The organism is Microcoleus sp. Z1_A1 (assembly GCF_036700305.1).
In the GTDB taxonomy this organism is placed as follows: Bacteria; Cyanobacteriota; Cyanobacteriia; order Cyanobacteriales; family Microcoleaceae; genus Microcoleus.
Genome location: NZ_JAUBOR010000016.1, coordinates 37,148 through 53,265, shown reverse-complemented (window position 1 = coordinate 53,265; position 16,118 = coordinate 37,148). Strand labels below are relative to the sequence as shown.

Genomic DNA, 16,118 nt, shown 5'->3' with positions numbered 1-16,118 from the left:
TTCCACAAGAACATTTAGTATTGGTGGAACAAGCATCTTGCCTGTTCTTGAGAATGGTTCAACCTCTGACTACAAACTTAATTGCCAAGCATTTCCAACTCAATTCTTAATCCCCGTTGCCGCAATCCCTCGAATAAACTGTCGCTGACCGGCCAAAAACAGCAACACCACCGGCACTGTTCCAATTACCACCGCCGCCATCAACAACTGCCAACTGCTAGTAAACTGTTCCTGAAATTCGGCCAGAACCAACTGCACAGTCCGCAACTGGGGCCGCGTCGTAAACACCAGCGGCTTAAACAAATCGTTCCACTCCCCGATAAACGTAAACAAAAACAGCGTCACCAAAGCAGGGCGGGCTAAAGGTAACATCACCTGCCACAAAACCTGCCAGCGGTTAGCCCCATCCAGCATTGCCGCCTCCTCTAACTCCGCGGGAATTGTCATAAAATACTGGCGCAGCAGAAAAATCCCAAAACCGTTAGCCGCCGTCGGCAAAATCAGCGCCCCGTAAGTATTCAGCAGATGGCCCCACTTCAAAACCAAGAAAATCGGAATCACCAAAAGCTGAAACGGAATTACCAGCGTCGCCAAAACCCCCAACACAATCGCCTGTCGCCCGCGAAACTTCAGCCTGGCCAAGGCGTAACCGGCCAAAGCAGAAGTTACAACCTGAAAACCCGTCACTGCGATCGCCACTAGAGTAGAATTAAGGAATGCCAACAAAAAATTGCCCCGTCGCCAAGCCTCCTGATAGTTTGCAAAAGTCAGGCCTGCAGCCTTGACACCGACACCAGATGGTGATAATGAAACCCAAAATACAGCAGCCAGTGGCAGCAGCACCAGCGCAGCACCCGCCAGCAACAAAATAAAACTCAGCAGTTCCAGCGCATGAGACCTGTCAAAGGATTTACCCATAAATTTGTGAATTAACCTAAAATAATAAGCCTGTGACGTTCTCCAACCCGATCGCATCCCCGATTCCCATACAACAACATAATAGTCGTAGAAGGAAAGAAGGAGTACCTAGGGAGGAAGTTGTGATTAGGATATAATGTTATAGATAGAGTTGGTACTGTAAAACCCTGAAAGGTGGAGACATAGACCGTATTTCTATCATCTATTTCCGGGCAAAAGATCGACTAACGACTAATTCAAGTAATTAGTAAATAGATAGCATTCTAGCGATAGTCTTTCTGGAGTGTTCGACGGCAAAAGTCCGGCAAACACGCACGCTTGACGCCAGTTTTTCCCGGAACGTCAAAGAAAAGTTCTTTGTCGAAAGCATCCTCAGCTATAATCTGTGATTTAGATGGGGTGCGTTCAAAATAGGTAAAGTGTACTGTCACTGACCCCCCATTTTAAAGGGGTTTCCCAACATCCCGCAAGCTTATATAAGGAGACTACATATCTATGCCCCAGCTTGAGGCCAGCCCAACAATTGACTTTCAAACCGAAACTTACAAAGATGCTTACAGCCGCATCAACGCCATTGTGATTGAAGGCGAACAAGAAGCTCACGATAATTACCTGACACTGGCCGAACTGTTGGCGGACAAAAAAGCAGAGTTAGTTGGCTTGTCCAAGATGGAGAACCGCCACATGAAAGGCTTCCAAGCTTGTGGCAGGAATCTTAAAGTCACGCCCGACATGGCATTTGCCAAGCAGTTCTTTTCGGAATTGCACAGAAACTTCCAAACGGCAGCGGCCGAAGGTCAGATTGTAACTTGCTTGTTGATTCAATCGCTAATTATCGAGTGTTTTGCGATCGCAGCTTACAACATCTACATCCCCGTCGCCGATGACTTTGCTCGCAAAATCACCGAAGGCGTCGTCAAAGAAGAATACAGCCACCTCAACTTTGGGGAAGTCTGGCTGCAGGCTCACTTTGAGGAATCCAAAGCCGAACTCGAAGCTGCCAACCGCCAAAACCTGCCCATCATCTGGAGACTGCTAAACTCTGTCGCAGACGATGCCCGCGTCTTGGGAATGGAAAAAGACGCTTTAATCGAAGACTTTATGATTGCCTACGGCGAAGCCCTAGGCAACATAGGCTTTAACAACCGCGATATCATGCGGATGTCAGCACAAGGCCTCGCAGCCTAGTTAACTTGGAAATAAGGAATGGGAAAAAAATTAAAAATTAAAAATTAAAAATGGGATAACTCATTTTAAAATATAAATTTTTAATCTTCCCATCTTCCATCTTCCATCTTCCATCTTCCACCTTCCATCTTCCTTCATTTGACAACTTAATGTTTGGTCTAATCGGTCACTTAACCAGCTTAGAACACGCCCAATCAGTAGCTAACGAGCTGGGCTATCCAGAATATGCCGATCAAGGTCTCGATTTTTGGTGCAGCGCACCGCCCCAAATAGTTGATCAGATCACGGTAACAAGCATCACTGGACAAAAAATAGAAGGTCGCTATGTCGAGTCCTGTTTTTTGCCAGAAATGCTAGCAACTCGCCGGATTAAAGCAGCTACTCGCAAAATCCTTAATGCGATGGCACACGCTCAAAAAAACGGGATTAACATCACTGCTTTGGGCGGCTTTTCTTCGATCATTTTTGAGACTTTCAACTTGCAGCAAATTAAGCAAATTCGCAATCTCAAGTTGGAGTTTGAACGCTTCACCACTGGTAACACTCACACAGCTTACATCCTCTGCCGCCAAGTAGAAGAAGCAGCCCCTAAATTGGGGATTGAACTTTCAAAAGCCACGGTAGCGGTTTGTGGTGCTACTGGCGATATTGGCAGTGCTGTGTGTCGCTGGCTCAATGTTAAAACAAATGTAGCAGAATTGTTGCTCATCGCCCGCGACAAAGAACGATTGCAAGATTTGCAATCAGAATTGGGTCGAGGGAAAATTATGGACTTGGAAGAAGCCCTGCCCCAAGCGGATATTGTAGTCTGGGTAGCCAGTATGCCCAAGGGAGTAGAAATTGACCCTAAGACATTGAAGCAACCATGTTTATTGATTGACGGTGGCTATCCGAAAAATTTGGCAACTCAGGTTCAGCATCCCGGAATTTACGTACTCAATGGCGGCATTGTGGAGCATTCCCTCGATATTGAGTGGAAAATCATGAAGATTGTCAATATGGATGTGCCGGGCCGACAGTTGTTTGCCTGTTTTGCTGAATCAATGCTGCTGGAATTTGAAAAAATGTATACCAATTTTTCTTGGGGACGGAATCAAATTACTGTGGAAAAGATGGAGCAAATCGGTCATATTTCTGTCAAGCACGGTTTCAGACCTTTATTAATGTCAGTTTGATGTTAAAAGTCAACTGTTAAATTTGAAAATTTAATAGTTGACTTTTTATTTGGCATCAGAATAATATTTTTCGGAGTGCAGCGCTAGCTTCCGGCTCGCGCTATATGATAATGATGATGTGACCAAATTTGATCTCATACAAAATTTAAAATTCAAAACTTCCAAATTTCCTCTCTTTTTCAGCATCCCCTGACAGGGTAGGATCGGGAAATAGTCGATCGACTTTCACCTTAAAACCTTATAGAAATTATCAGCGTGCCAAACCCAGACCGTAAACCCTTACTCTTAGATTTTGAAAAGCCCCTGGCCGAACTCGAAACCCGAATTCACCAGATTCGCGAACTCGCCGCCGAAAACAGCGTCGATGTCACCGACGAAATTCGCAAACTCGAAGCGCGTTCCGCCCAACTGCGACAAGAAATTTTCAGCAGCTTGTCCCCCATGCAGCGGCTGCAACTGGCCCGTCACCCGCGCCGCCCCAGCACCCTCGATTACATTCAGGCAATTAGCGACGAGTGGCTCGAGCTTCACGGCGATCGGCGCGGCGGAGACGACCCGGCCCTCGTCGGCGGAATTGCCCGCATAGACGGGCGTCCCACAGTCATCATCGGCCATCAAAAAGGGCGCGACACAAAAGACAATATCGCCCGCAACTTCGGCATGGCTGCTCCCGGCGGCTACCGCAAAGCCCTGCGCTTGATGGAACACGCCGATCGCTTCTCCATGCCAATTTTCACCTTTATCGACACTCCGGGGGCTTGGGCGGGCTTAGAAGCAGAACAGCTCGGACAGGGAGAGGCGATCGCCTGTAACCTCCGCGAGATGTTTCGCCTCGACGTTCCCATTATTTGCACCGTCATCGGCGAAGGCGGATCCGGCGGCGCATTGGGTATCGGCGTCGGCGAGCGGCTGTTAATGTTAGAACATTCCGTCTACACCGTCGCCACCCCCGAAGCTTGCGCGGCGATTCTCTGGAAAGACTCCGGTAAAGCTAACTTGGCCGCAGAAGCTCTCAAAATCACTTCCTGGGATTTGAAAAACCTCGGCATTCTCGATCAAATAGTACCAGAGCCGATCGGCGGCGCTCACTCGAATCCCCTCAAAGCTGCCTCCATACTCAAACAAGCTTTGTTAGAAAACTTAGCAGAACTAACCCAGCTTACGGGTCAGCAGCGACGCGAACTCCGGTATCAAAAATTTCGCCACATCGGTGTATTCACTGAAATTGCGGCTTGAGCCGATCGATTCAGAGTTATCAGTTATGAGTTAAAAATTCTTAACTTTAAACTCATAACTCACAGCTCATTATTCTGCGGATCTGTCAGCAGTGTTATAATTTCTCAGGTGACACGGCTTAACAGTTCTTAATGTTTATCTCATAATTAACTGTTATCACCCGCAGCAGACAGTTGTCTAATTTGCCGATGAAGGCTGCAACGCTGTAGGGAGTTGCCGAGGGAAAGTATTAGGACATTGAATGAACCATCCAACAACAAAGCAGGCTCTGATTACCGGAGCCAGCAGCGGTATTGGCAAAGCGACGGCTCTAGCGTTCGCCGCCGAAGGCATAAATCTGGCCTTAGTTAGCCGAGAGTCGGAAAACTTAGAAGCCGTTGCCGCAGCGGCCCGAGCAGTCGGAGTGAAAGCAGAAGCTTATCCCTTAGACTTGGCAAAAATTGAGCAAGTGCAAAGCAGCATCAGCGCGATCGCAGCTCAATTGGGTGCCGTAGATATCCTGGTAAACAGCGCTGGCATGGGCTACACCGGCTCCTTGACGGAAACTTCCCTAACCGACTGGCAAAGCGTTCTAGACCTCAATCTGACTAGCGTTTGGCAGTGCATTTTAGGAGTTTTGCCCTCAATGCGCGATCGCCGATCGGGAATCATCATCAACGTTTCCTCGATCGCCGGCACCCAAACCTTCCCCAACTGGGGAGCCTACTGCGTTAGCAAATTTGGTCTCATGGCTTTGTCTAAAACCTTAGCCGCCGAAGAACGGGCTCACGGAATTCGCGTAACAGCAATCTGTCCGGGTTCTGTCAACACTCCTATGTGGGACACAGACACCGTGGACGCCGACTTCGATCGCAGCGCCATGTTAACCCCAGAAATCGTCGCCCAATCAATTCTGCACGCAGTTCAGTTACCAGCGAGTGCAGTAATTGAAGAAATCACGCTCATGTCCAACGCAGGAGTTTTGTGAACTTGAGATTTTAGACTGCTGGATTTTTCTCGAATTCAACAATCTTTGAATCTCTAGCTATAGCGGTTCTCAGATAAATGAGGTATACAGAAACCCTGTAATGTCAAGCTTTCCAGGTCAAAATTCGTACCTCACATTTTTGAGAAAGGCTATATATCCCCCAATCGAAAATCTAAAATCGAAAATCGAAAATCGATTCACCCTCACACCAACTTGTTATGACAATTGCATCTTCCGCCGATTCCAATGGGTCGAACTCTCTCTCGACTGACAGCATGAAACTGTTACAAACCGCAGACAACAACACCCCGCGCATCCCAACTCGACCCGATCGCAATTCCTCCCACGGTCAAGAATCCAGCGTGCCCAAACCATCAGAAGTAGGCATGGAAGAAATGATGGAGGCTGTTCGCACAATGCTGCTGGGAGTAGGAGAAGATCCTGAACGGGAAGGATTGCTCAAAACCCCAAAACGGGTAGCAGAAGCAATGCGGTTTCTCACCAGCGGTTACAGTCAATCCCTAGAAGAACTCCTCAACGGCGCTATCTTTGACGAAGGCCACAACGAAATGGTACTGGTACGAGACATCAGCGTATTCAGTATGTGCGAACACCATATGCTGCCGTTTATGGGTAGAGTTCATGTCGCTTACATTCCCAACCAAAAAGTAGTGGGATTGAGTAAATTAGCCCGAATTGCTGAAATGTACAGCCGCCGATTGCAGGTGCAAGAACGTTTGACACGCCAGATTGCTGAAGCAGTTCAGACAATATTGGAACCGCAGGGAGTAGCTGTAGTAATGGAAGCCAGCCATATGTGCATGACGATGCGGGGTGTGCAAAAACCTGGTGCTTGGACGGTTACGAGTGCCATGTTGGGCGTGTTTCAAGAGGAACAGAAAACTCGCGAAGAATTCCTGAATTTGATCCGCCACCAACCGGCATTCTTTTAGTCATTAGTTATTAGTCATTAGTCATTAGTCATTAGTCATTCACTTTTTTCTTGGTGGCTAGCGATCGAGCAATTTGGTCACTAGCCCCCAGATTCATCCGCAGTCGCAATCTAAAATCTAAAATCTAAAATCTAAAATCGGATGACGATCGACTGATAAACCCATAAAATAGACGGGTGACTCATGACTTGTGACTAAATGAATCCTCCTATCAAATTCGGTACAGATGGCTGGCGCGGCATCATTGCTGACGATTTTACATTCGATCGCGTAGCGTTAGTCGCTCCCTTAGCGGCACAAGTTCTCGCACAAACCGGCAGCAGCGATGGCAGCAGCGGTACCGTAATTGTCGGTTACGACCGCCGATTTCTGGCTGAAGAATTTGCCTTCACAGCGGCTGTTGCCGTCCAAAACGCAGGATTTGACGTGCTGCTGAGCGAATCCTACGCCCCCACTCCAGCTTTCAGTTTAGCTGCCAAACAATTAAATGCTTTGGGTGCGATCGTCCTGACAGCCAGCCACAATCCCGGTGCATATTTAGGGTTAAAAGTCAAGGGCGGATTTGGCGGTTCAGTTTCGCCCGAAGTTACTCAACAGATAGAAGCAAAACTCGAAAATCCGGCGGCAATTTCAGCAACTCCCGGCAAATTGGATAATTTCAATCCTTGGCCAGCTTACTGCAAAACCTTGCGGGAAATGGTAGATATTGAGGCGATTAAAGAAGCGATCGCCAGCGGCAAAATTACAGTATTTGTAGATGTAATGCACGGGGCCGCAGCAGGAGGACTAGCTCAAATTTTAGAAGAAACAGTACATGAAGTCAACAGCGATCGAGATCCGCTGTTTGGTGGCGGTGCACCGGAACCTTTGCCGCGCTACCTGTCGCAGTTATTTCGGGTGATGCGTACTCACCAGCGAAAAAGTTCTGGTTTGTCCATTGGATTTGTATTTGACGGAGATAGCGATCGAATTGCAGCCGTTGACTCTAGCGGCAACTTCCTCAGTTCACAAATCCTAGTTCCCATCTTAATCGAACATTTAGCTTCACGGCGCGGCTGGACCGGGGAAGTCATCAAAACAGTCAGCGGTTCAGACATAATTCCTAAAATTGCCAAGCTGTACGACTTGCCATTATTTGAAACGCCGATCGGTTACAAGTATATAGCCGATCGAATGTTGACCACCCAAGTCTTAGTCGGCGGCGAAGAATCGGGAGGAATTGGCTACGGTACACACATACCCGAACGAGATGCTTTGCTGTCAGCGCTGTACTTATTAGAAGCAGTTGTCAAATCCGGCGAAGACTTAAGCGAAATTTACAGCCGACTGCAACAAGAAACAAGCTTTACTTCAGCGTATGACAGAATAGACTTGCACCTAGCAAACATGGAAGAAAGGTCGCGTTTGCTGTCCCTGCTGCAAAATCAACCCTTAACAGAAATCGCCGGCAAAGCAGTTGTAGATTGCAACAAAGTGGACGGATATAAATTTCGTTTAGCAGACGGAAGTTGGCTGTTAATTCGGTTTAGCGGAACCGAACCAGTGTTGCGGCTGTATTCAGAAGCAGCGACATTGAAAGAAGTCATGAAAAACTTAAACTGGGCGAAAAATTGGGCGCATAATTAATCGGACTTTTCCACCGCAGATCAACGCAGATGAACGCAGATGACTCGATCTCAAATCTCTCTTTCTCTGCGTCCTCTGCGCCCTCTGCGGTAAAAAAATCTTGTTCAGAAATCAAATAGTATGGCGGCTATATCAGGTTATTTTTAGGATACAAGCAAATGGCATACAGCGATTTCAGCCTTGCGAGAGTCAAAAAAGATTTTGGATTAACCTTAGATGAAACTCGCAATTTATTTGCCGACACAAAACCAGTTTCACCATCAGAAATTTTAACAACAATCCTGATTGATTATGTACCGCTAGCAACTTTTATTTCCACAGAAAAAGCTCGTTCAGAATTTTTGATTGCGCCGATATTAGCAGAAGTCCGGCGATTGTTAAACAAACGAGTTTCTCTTTTTTCCGGTAAGGATTTTACTGTCGATCCAGAAAGAGGTTTGCAAGGATTTTGCGATTATATTATTAGCGGTTCTTCAGAACAATTGTTCATCAGTGCTCCGGTTATAACAATTTTTGAGGCAAAAAAGGAAGATATCATTGGGGGTTTGGGTCAATGCGTAGCGGCAATGGTAGCGGCCCAATGTTTCAATCAAAACCAAGACACTGAGGTCGATCGCATTTACGGCGCGGTGACGACTGGGACTAACTGGAAGTTCTTGATTTTAGAGGAAACTACTCTCTATATCGATCCGACAGAATACTATATTAAAGAGGTTGATAAGATTTTGGGAATTTTGTTGCAACCATTTTCCCCATCTTTTGTTAATATGGAGCCATAAGTTTTAAGAGAAATAATGACCGATCGCAAATTGCTAGTTGTCGCTACGGGCAATCCGGGTAAACTCAAGGAAATGCAAGTTTATCTTCAGGATTTGGGATGGAAATTGGATCTCAAACCGGAAGAGTTGGACATCGAGGAAACAGGCGAAACTTTTATTGCTAATGCTTGCTTGAAGGCGTCTGAAGTCGCAAAAGCAACGGGCAAATGGTCGATCGCCGATGATTCTGGTTTAATGGTAGATGCACTCAACGGCCAACCTGGGATTTACTCCGCGCGCTACGGGAAAACCGATGCTGACAGGATATCTCGACTTCTCAAAGAATTGGGAAGCGAACAAAACCGGGAAGCACAATTTGTTTGCGCGATCGCGATCGCCCGTCCCGACGGTACAATTGCCCTGCAAGTAGAAGGAATTTGCCGAGGCGAAATCCTGCACACTCCTCGCGGTACGGGAGGTTTCGGATATGACCCCATTTTCTACGTACCCGCACAGCAACAGACTTTTGCCGAAATGACACCGGATATCAAGCGATCGCACTCTCACCGCGGCCGAGCCTTCCACGCTCTCATACCACAAATGGCGAACCTTGTCAACCCCTAACGAGTAAAAAAGCCAAAACCGGGGGGAACTGTGGCATTGGATATTGACACTTAGGTATCAGAACTAAACAGGAAATAGGTTTTTCCTGGGCAAAGACCAGTTACCAAAGACCAATGCCCAATGCTCAATGCCCCAGTATCTTAGATAGCCTCCAAGTTCTTTTCTCCAGTCCGAATCCGAATAATTTGTTCTACAGGAGAGATGAAAATCTTGCCGTCGCCAATCTCGCCCGTGCGGGAAGCCGCGATAATTTTATCAACCACCATGTCAACCTGATCGTTTTCCACAACAATCTCGACCTTGAGCTTTTGCAAGAACTCAACGGTGTACTCAGAACCGCGATAGCGTTCTGTCATGCCCTTCTGACGGCCAAAACCTCTAACTTCAGAAACAGTCATCCCCACAATACCAGCATTGACGAGTGCGATTTTCACTTCGTCTAGTTTAAAGGGGCGAATAATAGCTTCAACCTTTTTCAAGTTTTTCACTCCTAACAGTTAGTACCTTCGTTATATTACTTAAATCGCGTGACATCTTTTAATATCACTGCTAGTATTAAGTATTTTGTAAAATATACTACCTTATTTTGTACTCGCGATGAGAGGCACGCCAATCTTTAACAATATTCTCCCATTGGCCCGAGGCGCGGGCTCTCCGCTCCGATAGATCGCGGTAGAGTGAAAAAGACCCAAGCCCTCCGCCACGGATCTGCTAAAACAGAAAAAGAACCCAGGAGACAGGAGTTTTCCGAGTTTCCGCTTTGCTATGTCAGATTTGCACATATTGCTGAAAACTATAATTGCCAGAGGCGGTCAGTTAAACTATTCTTATGCACCCAGCCAGCCCTCCCCCTGACCGCAGCGGGCTTGATGCCCTACTGAGAAATCGCCCCTTCCTCGCCTTGTGGACGGGCCAGTTATTGGCCCAAGTGGCGGATAAAATCTTTTACGTATTGCTGATTATTCTGCTGAAAACCGGCGACTACCGACCCTGGCCGGTTTCTTGGCAACATTCGGAAAATTCTATGCTGTCAGCGGTGATGATCGCCTACACCGTGCCAGCGATCGTCTTTGGTTCCGTAGCCGGTATCGTGGTAGACCGCTTTTCCAAAAAGCAAATGCTGGTCGCCTGCAACGTGATTCGAGCCGGGTTGATTGTAGCTTTGCCGTTTTTGCCCAAAGCTTTTGTGGTTTTGTTGACAATGACGTTTTTAATCTCTACCGTAACGCAATTTTTTGCTCCTGCAGAAGCGGCCGCCGTCCCCCTGGCTGTGGGGCGAGAGGGACTGATGTCGGCAAATGCTCTGTTCGCCTCGTCCACAATGGGCGGGATCATTATTGGGATGACGATCGGCGAACCGCTGTTTAGTTGGGTCAAACACAGCTTCGGATCAGCTTCTCAAGAGTTTTTGCTGGGCGGGTTGTACCTGATATCAGCAGGTTTGATCTATGCCATGCAGATCAAAGAAGGTCATGTCGGCAGCAGTGGCAAAAACGTCCATCCTTGGCAAGACCTCAAGGAAGGTTTGCGGTATGTGAAACACAATCACCTTGTCAGCAACGCGATGGTGCAGTTGACCATTTTGTATTCCGTGTTTGCGGCGCTTCAGGTGCTGGCGATCGCGCTTTCAGGCAAAATAGGTCTCAAAGAAACTCAATTTGGCTTTTTACTCGCTGCAGCGGGAATTGGAATGGTCTTCGGCGCAGCCTTTTTGGGACATTGGGGTCATCGAATGCACCACAAACCTCTGCCTTTAATCGGTTTCTTGATGATGGGTTTTGTATTAGCAATGTTTGCCTTTGCCAGACACCTTTGGGTGGGATTCGGATTGAGCGCTCTGTTCGGTTTTGGTGCTTCCTTAATTAACGGCCCGATGCAGGCTCTGATTCAAGAAAAAACTCCCGAATCTATGCGGGGTAAAGTCTTTGGATTTGAAAACAATGCGATTAATATTGCTCTGAGCCTGCCTTTAGCACTGACTGGCCCGCTAACGGATGCTGTCAGTAATGCCGTCGGCGACGATGACTTGGGCTTGCGGATCGTGTTGCTGGGTTTGGGCTTTTTGGTCTCGGTGATGGGCATGGCAGCTTGGAAACATACTCGCAAAGTCTTGCAGGATGTTCTCTGAACTTTGCCAAGAAGGAAGAAGCAAGAGGGCTTGGTTTTCGCGATCGATCCATAACATAGCAACCGCCCTGATGATTAGGACGTTCTTAATTGCTCAAACGATTAGTTTTTCTTGTCGAATGCCGAATCAAGAATGCTATAGAAGCGTCATATCACGGTAAACCGACATAGAGGCAGCGATTTCCTCTGTGTCTTTCTTCCTCTGCTGTTCCACAATTTATCGCTCGGACACCGCCCGCTCGCCAAACTTTTTGTAAAATATCAGCAGTCAAATTTTCAGAATTTGACTATTGAGATTAAAGTAGTATTATAAAACATCATTAAGATTGTAAACATCAATAGACAATGGTAGTATCATATAGTCAGATGATTAATGCCGATGCTAACGGGTCTTATAATATTTTGAGAAAAGCAATCCCAAATGCGTTTAGCGATGGGATAGGGAGCTGCGTAGTTCAGCCGAGGCGGGTTAATCCGCTTAAAGTAAAAGCGAAAGGGGAGGGACTTCATGCCTCCCACGTCATGTAATATAGCAATCCTCGCATCAGTTGTAAAAATATGTAGGGGTAGTGCTACCCCTACTCCCCGTGCCTACCCCAGCCTGCATCGGTGCAACCGGGCGTGGGGAGATCCCCTACAAGAATTACACAAATCATTTAGGATTGCTATAGATGACTATAGTTTTACAAGCTATAAAAGCTTTCATTAAAAAACATAATTAGTTTAAGGAAGGAAATACTGTGCAACTAAAAACTAAAGTGACAATCAGGCGTGCAACTGGTGGATTTGCTCTGATTGACAGCTTGATCCGCCACGGTGTCAAGCATATTTTTGGTTATCCCGGCGGCGCAATTCTGCCACTTTACGACGAACTCTACCGCGCCGAAGAAACTGGCGCTATCAAACATATTCTGGTGCGCCACGAACAAGGCGCGGCTCACGCGGCTGACGGATACGCCCGCGCTACGGGCAAAGTTGGAGTTTGTTTTGCTACTTCGGGCCCCGGCGCAACTAATTTAGTGACGGGGATTGCGACGGCCCACATGGATTCGATCCCGATGGTAATTATTACCGGTCAGGTGCCCCGTGCGGCGATCGGCACTGATGCGTTTCAGGAAACAGATATTTACGGGATTACCCTGCCAATTGTCAAGCATTCCTATGTAGTACGCGACCCCAGAGATATGGCGCGAATTGTGGCAGAAGCTTTCCACATCGCCAGTACAGGGCGGCCGGGGCCAGTCTTGGTTGATGTACCCAAGGATGTGGGTTTAGAAGAATTTGACTATCTGCCCGTGGAACCCGGATCGGTGAGAATTCCGGGCTACCGCCCGACGGTGAAGGGAAATCCTCGGCAGATTAATCAAGCAATCTATTTGCTGCAGGAAGCAAAGCGTCCTTTGCTGTATGTGGGCGGCGGGGCGATCGCAGCGGGGGCCCACGAGGAAATTAAGGAACTCGCCGAACTTTTCCAATTGCCGGTCACGACAACACTGATGGGCAAAGGTGCCTTTGACGAAAACCATCCTTTGTCGGTGAAAATGCTGGGGATGCACGGCACTGCTTACGCTAATTTTGCCGTTACCGAGTGCGATTTGCTAATTGCTGTCGGGGCGAGGTTTGACGATCGCGTGACGGGCAAATTAGACGAGTTTGCCGCGCGCGCTAAGGTGATTCACATCGATATCGACCCGGCGGAAGTCGGCAAAAATCGCGGCCCTGACGTGCCGATTGTCGGAGATGTCCGCCAAGTTTTGCTCGATTTGCTGCGCCGCTGTCGGGAAACTGGAGTTTCAGGGAAAACCGGACAGACTGCGGAATGGCTGCACAGGATCGATCACTGGAAACAGGACTATCCGTTAGTTGTGCCTCATTACCCAGACATTTTGTCTCCGCAAGAGGTGATTTCCGAGTTGGCTACTCAAGCGCCGGATGCTTACTACACAACAGATGTCGGTCAACATCAAATGTGGTCGGCTCAATTCTTGAACAACGGGCCGCGCCGCTGGATTTCGAGCGCTGGTTTGGGCACGATGGGTTTCGGGGTGCCGGCTGCGATGGGCGCGAAAATGGCGCTACCCAATGAGCAAGTGATTTGTATTGCTGGCGATGCTAGCGTGCAAATGAATATTCAAGAGCTGGGAACACTAACACAATACGGCATTAATGTCAAGATTGTGATTGTAAATAACGGCTGGCAAGGTATGGTACGGCAGTGGCAGCAGGCGTTCTACGGCGAGCGTTATTCCTCGTCGAATATGACCGTGGGGATGCCGGATTTTGTGATGCTGGCTGAAGCTTATGGCGTGAAGGGGATGCTGGTTTCGCAGCCGGAGGAACTCAAAGATGCGATCGCCCAAATGCTCGCTCACGAGGGCCCGGTGCTGATGAACGTGAAGGTGACGAGGGACGAAAACTGCTATCCGATGGTAGTTCCAGGTAAGAGCAACGCTCAAATGGTTGGTTTGCCCGATCGTAGCAAGTTGCAATCTGCGGAGTTGATTTATTGTCCAAGTTGCGGCGCGAAGAATGTTTCGACGAATAAGTTTTGTCCTGAGTGCGGGACAAAAGTTTAACGAGTTTTGAGTGGGGACTTAGGCAGTGCCTATTAGTCTCAACTTAAGGTCAAACGTAGTCATAGACTGCTGTTTATCATCGAGGCCAGATCCCCCCTAGCCCCCCTTAAGAAGGGGGGGACAAGAGTCCGATCAAAGTCAACCCCTACTCCCCTTTTTAAGGGGGATTTAGGGGGATCTGGCCTCGGATAAAAGCGAGAGATATCAAAGGTTTCAGACTTAAGTTGACACGATGAAAGGCAATGCGATGTCCTTACCCGGCTCTGCTGTTTCACGTTTAACACCATATCCGCTGGCATCGCATCGAGAGCTTTAATCTGTAAATCTCTAAGCATATTTTATGAGCCAGTGTCTAAACCCTGATTGCCTATTCCAAAACCCGTCTGGCTATACAAAATTCTGTCAAAAATGCGGCAATAAACTGCTATTGGGCGATCGCTACGGAGCCCAAAAAATTATTGGACAAGGGGGATTTGGGCGCACTTTTCTAGCTATTGACGAGTATAAACCATCAAAACCTTCCTGCGTTATTAAACAATTTTACCCCCAATTTCAAGGCACTTCTAGTATCCAGAAAGCGGCTGAGTTATTTGAGCTTGAAGCAGTCCGCCTAGAACAGTTGGGTAAACATTCTCAAATTCCCGACTTATTAGCATATTTTAGTCAAGATGGACGGCAGTATTTAGTCCAAGAATTCATCGACGGTGAAAATTTAGCCCAAACACTAGAATCTAAGGGATATTTTAGCGAAACGCAGATTCGCGACTTGCTTAATAATTTATTGCCAGTATTAGAGTTCATTCATTCCCGCCAAGTAATTCACCGGGATATCAAGCTAGAAAATATTATTCTCAGACAAGATGGGCAACTGGTTTTAGTTGACTTTGGAGCCGCGAAATATGCGACACAAACGGCTCTAGGGCTAACGGGAACGAGAATCGGGACGGCTGGATATATGGCACCAGAACAAGCCAACGGTAAACCGATTCATGCGAGTGATATTTATAGTCTGGGTGTGACTTGTCTGTGTCTGTTAACTCAGGTTGAACCTATTGATTTATTCGATGATAGCGAGTTTGAGTGGGTGTGGCGAGAACACTTAAAAACATCTGTCAGTTCGGAACTGAGTCAGGTTTTAGATAAAATGATACAACCTGCTCTTAAAAAACGTTATCAATCTGCTACTGAAGTTTTGCAGGATATTGGTACTCAATCACCTCAATTATCAGCTCAAACACCTCCACCGGCATCGCCACCAGACTCGCTTAAATCAGCGCGGGGTGTTGACTATACTCGTCTCCGGGATTTATTAGCAGCAGGAAAGTGGAAAGAGGCGGATCAGGAAACATTCAAAGTGATGTTAAAAGCTGCTAGACGGGAGAAGGAAGGTTGGTTCGATACGAACTCGATCGAGAATTTTCCTGGCGATGATTTGCGGACGATCGACCAGTTGTGGGTAAAATATAGTCAGGGTCGTTTCGGCTTTAGTGTCCAGAAAAAAATCTGGTTAGAAATAGGCGGTAAAGTTGATTATGACACTGAATGCAAGCTAGGCGATCGTGTGGGTTGGCGAAAGAGGAGAAAGGGGAGGAAAGAGTGGTTGAGCTACAATGATTTAACCTTTAATTTGCAAGCACCACGGGGGCACCTCCCGTCGTGTGCGCGTGTGTTTGCGTGGGGGGGAGAAGGATTGGGTTGGGTTGTTGGGGTGTTGGGGTGGTTAGGGTTGGTTGTATGGTTCTCTCTTCTCTCGCATCAAGAGCTGTAAGCTCTAATTTATAGGAATTTCAGCCTTTTTTCAAGTCTTTTTTATCGAATCTTTTTTTACGAAATTATCGATTTTAGTCATTTCATTACGTGCTAATTGGATGGGTTTCACAAAGACACGACTTACCCACTAAGGCCAAAGAAACCGGGTTTTTGGCCTAATCGGTGGGTGACAACGAAAGATTTTCGTAAAAAAACCCGGT

General features: G+C 47.3%; 14 protein-coding genes and 1 pseudogene. 12 read left to right on the top strand and 3 right to left on the bottom strand.

The window, feature by feature from the left end; translation table 11 throughout:
- Positions 1-99 precede the first annotated feature (99 nt).
- On the bottom strand, positions 100-918 hold the full coding sequence (locus QT973_RS13075; protein ID WP_333051507.1) for a carbohydrate ABC transporter permease: 819 nt from the start codon (positions 916-918) through the stop codon (positions 100-102).
- 263 nt (positions 919-1,181) lie between these two features.
- Positions 1,182-1,349, bottom strand: coding sequence for a hypothetical protein (locus tag QT973_RS13070; RefSeq protein WP_333051509.1), 168 nt, complete (start codon positions 1,347-1,349; stop codon positions 1,182-1,184).
- 64 nt (positions 1,350-1,413) lie between these two features.
- Between QT973_RS13070 and QT973_RS13065 the strand changes: the two genes are divergently transcribed.
- The 8 genes from QT973_RS13065 to rdgB all read left to right on the top strand — a co-directional run bounded on the left by QT973_RS13065 (position 1,414) and on the right by rdgB (position 9,445).
- Positions 1,414-2,106, top strand: coding sequence for an aldehyde oxygenase (deformylating) (locus QT973_RS13065; protein WP_333051511.1), 693 nt, complete (start codon positions 1,414-1,416; stop codon positions 2,104-2,106).
- 149 nt (positions 2,107-2,255) lie between these two features.
- The gene (locus QT973_RS13060; RefSeq protein WP_333051513.1) at positions 2,256-3,281 is read left to right on the top strand and encodes a long-chain acyl-[acyl-carrier-protein] reductase; all 1,026 of its coding nucleotides are present in this window, start codon (positions 2,256-2,258) and stop codon (positions 3,279-3,281) included.
- Between the two features lie 255 nt (positions 3,282-3,536).
- Complete coding sequence (gene accA, locus QT973_RS13055; protein ID WP_333051515.1) at positions 3,537-4,517, top strand: acetyl-CoA carboxylase carboxyl transferase subunit alpha; 981 nt, start codon at positions 3,537-3,539, stop codon at positions 4,515-4,517.
- A gap of 241 nt (positions 4,518-4,758) precedes the next feature.
- Complete coding sequence (locus tag QT973_RS13050; RefSeq protein ID WP_333051517.1) at positions 4,759-5,484, top strand: SDR family oxidoreductase; 726 nt, start codon at positions 4,759-4,761, stop codon at positions 5,482-5,484.
- Positions 5,485-5,702: 218 nt separating this feature from the next.
- Positions 5,703-6,437, top strand: a complete 735-nt coding sequence (gene folE, locus QT973_RS13045; RefSeq protein WP_333051519.1) for a GTP cyclohydrolase I FolE — start codon at positions 5,703-5,705, stop codon at positions 6,435-6,437.
- Between the two features lie 198 nt (positions 6,438-6,635).
- The gene (locus QT973_RS13040) at positions 6,636-8,063 is read left to right on the top strand and encodes a phosphoglucomutase/phosphomannomutase family protein (RefSeq protein ID WP_333231306.1); all 1,428 of its coding nucleotides are present in this window, start codon (positions 6,636-6,638) and stop codon (positions 8,061-8,063) included.
- A gap of 158 nt (positions 8,064-8,221) precedes the next feature.
- Positions 8,222-8,842, top strand: a complete 621-nt coding sequence (locus QT973_RS13035; RefSeq protein ID WP_333231304.1) for a hypothetical protein — start codon at positions 8,222-8,224, stop codon at positions 8,840-8,842.
- 15 nt (positions 8,843-8,857) lie between these two features.
- On the top strand, positions 8,858-9,445 hold the full coding sequence (rdgB, locus tag QT973_RS13030; RefSeq protein WP_333051524.1) for an RdgB/HAM1 family non-canonical purine NTP pyrophosphatase: 588 nt from the start codon (positions 8,858-8,860) through the stop codon (positions 9,443-9,445).
- Between the two features lie 140 nt (positions 9,446-9,585).
- Here rdgB and QT973_RS13025 read toward each other — a convergent pair whose 3' ends face one another.
- Positions 9,586-9,924 (bottom strand): P-II family nitrogen regulator, encoded by a 339-nt coding sequence (locus QT973_RS13025; protein WP_006633346.1) that lies wholly within the window; start codon positions 9,922-9,924, stop codon positions 9,586-9,588.
- Between the two features lie 350 nt (positions 9,925-10,274).
- Here QT973_RS13025 and QT973_RS13020 point away from each other — a divergent pair, with 350 nt between their 5' ends.
- From QT973_RS13020 to QT973_RS13005, 4 genes and pseudogenes are all read left to right on the top strand, one after another.
- The gene (locus QT973_RS13020; RefSeq protein ID WP_333051525.1) at positions 10,275-11,573 is read left to right on the top strand and encodes an MFS transporter; all 1,299 of its coding nucleotides are present in this window, start codon (positions 10,275-10,277) and stop codon (positions 11,571-11,573) included.
- Between the two features lie 353 nt (positions 11,574-11,926).
- Positions 11,927-12,100 (top strand): annotated as a pseudogene (locus QT973_RS13015) (RNA-guided endonuclease TnpB family protein); the annotation flags it as partial.
- 212 nt (positions 12,101-12,312) lie between these two features.
- The gene (gene ilvB, locus QT973_RS13010) at positions 12,313-14,148 is read left to right on the top strand and encodes a biosynthetic-type acetolactate synthase large subunit (RefSeq protein ID WP_333051526.1); all 1,836 of its coding nucleotides are present in this window, start codon (positions 12,313-12,315) and stop codon (positions 14,146-14,148) included.
- 340 nt (positions 14,149-14,488) lie between these two features.
- Positions 14,489-15,916, top strand: coding sequence for a serine/threonine-protein kinase (locus QT973_RS13005; protein WP_333391470.1), 1,428 nt, complete (start codon positions 14,489-14,491; stop codon positions 15,914-15,916).
- The last annotated feature ends 202 nt before the right edge of the window (positions 15,917-16,118 follow it).

What these genes read in the sequence shown, in the direction of transcription:
- QT973_RS13035 (WP_333231304.1), top strand. Translation starts at nt 8,222, where the DNA reads ATGGCATACAGCGATTTCAGCCTTGCGAGAGTCAAAAAAGATTTTGGA.
- QT973_RS13060 (WP_333051513.1), top strand. Translation starts at nt 2,256, where the DNA reads ATGTTTGGTCTAATCGGTCACTTAACCAGCTTAGAACACGCCCAATCA.
- rdgB (WP_333051524.1), top strand. Translation starts at nt 8,858, where the DNA reads ATGACCGATCGCAAATTGCTAGTTGTCGCTACGGGCAATCCGGGTAAA.
- QT973_RS13005 (WP_333391470.1), top strand. Translation starts at nt 14,489, where the DNA reads ATGAGCCAGTGTCTAAACCCTGATTGCCTATTCCAAAACCCGTCTGGC.
- QT973_RS13075 (WP_333051507.1), bottom strand. Translation starts at nt 918, where the DNA reads ATGGGTAAATCCTTTGACAGGTCTCATGCGCTGGAACTGCTGAGTTTT.
- QT973_RS13050 (WP_333051517.1), top strand. Translation starts at nt 4,759, where the DNA reads ATGAACCATCCAACAACAAAGCAGGCTCTGATTACCGGAGCCAGCAGC.
- folE (WP_333051519.1), top strand. Translation starts at nt 5,703, where the DNA reads ATGACAATTGCATCTTCCGCCGATTCCAATGGGTCGAACTCTCTCTCG.
- QT973_RS13065 (WP_333051511.1), top strand. Translation starts at nt 1,414, where the DNA reads ATGCCCCAGCTTGAGGCCAGCCCAACAATTGACTTTCAAACCGAAACT.
- QT973_RS13020 (WP_333051525.1), top strand. Translation starts at nt 10,275, where the DNA reads ATGCACCCAGCCAGCCCTCCCCCTGACCGCAGCGGGCTTGATGCCCTA.
- QT973_RS13040 (WP_333231306.1), top strand. Translation starts at nt 6,636, where the DNA reads ATGAATCCTCCTATCAAATTCGGTACAGATGGCTGGCGCGGCATCATT.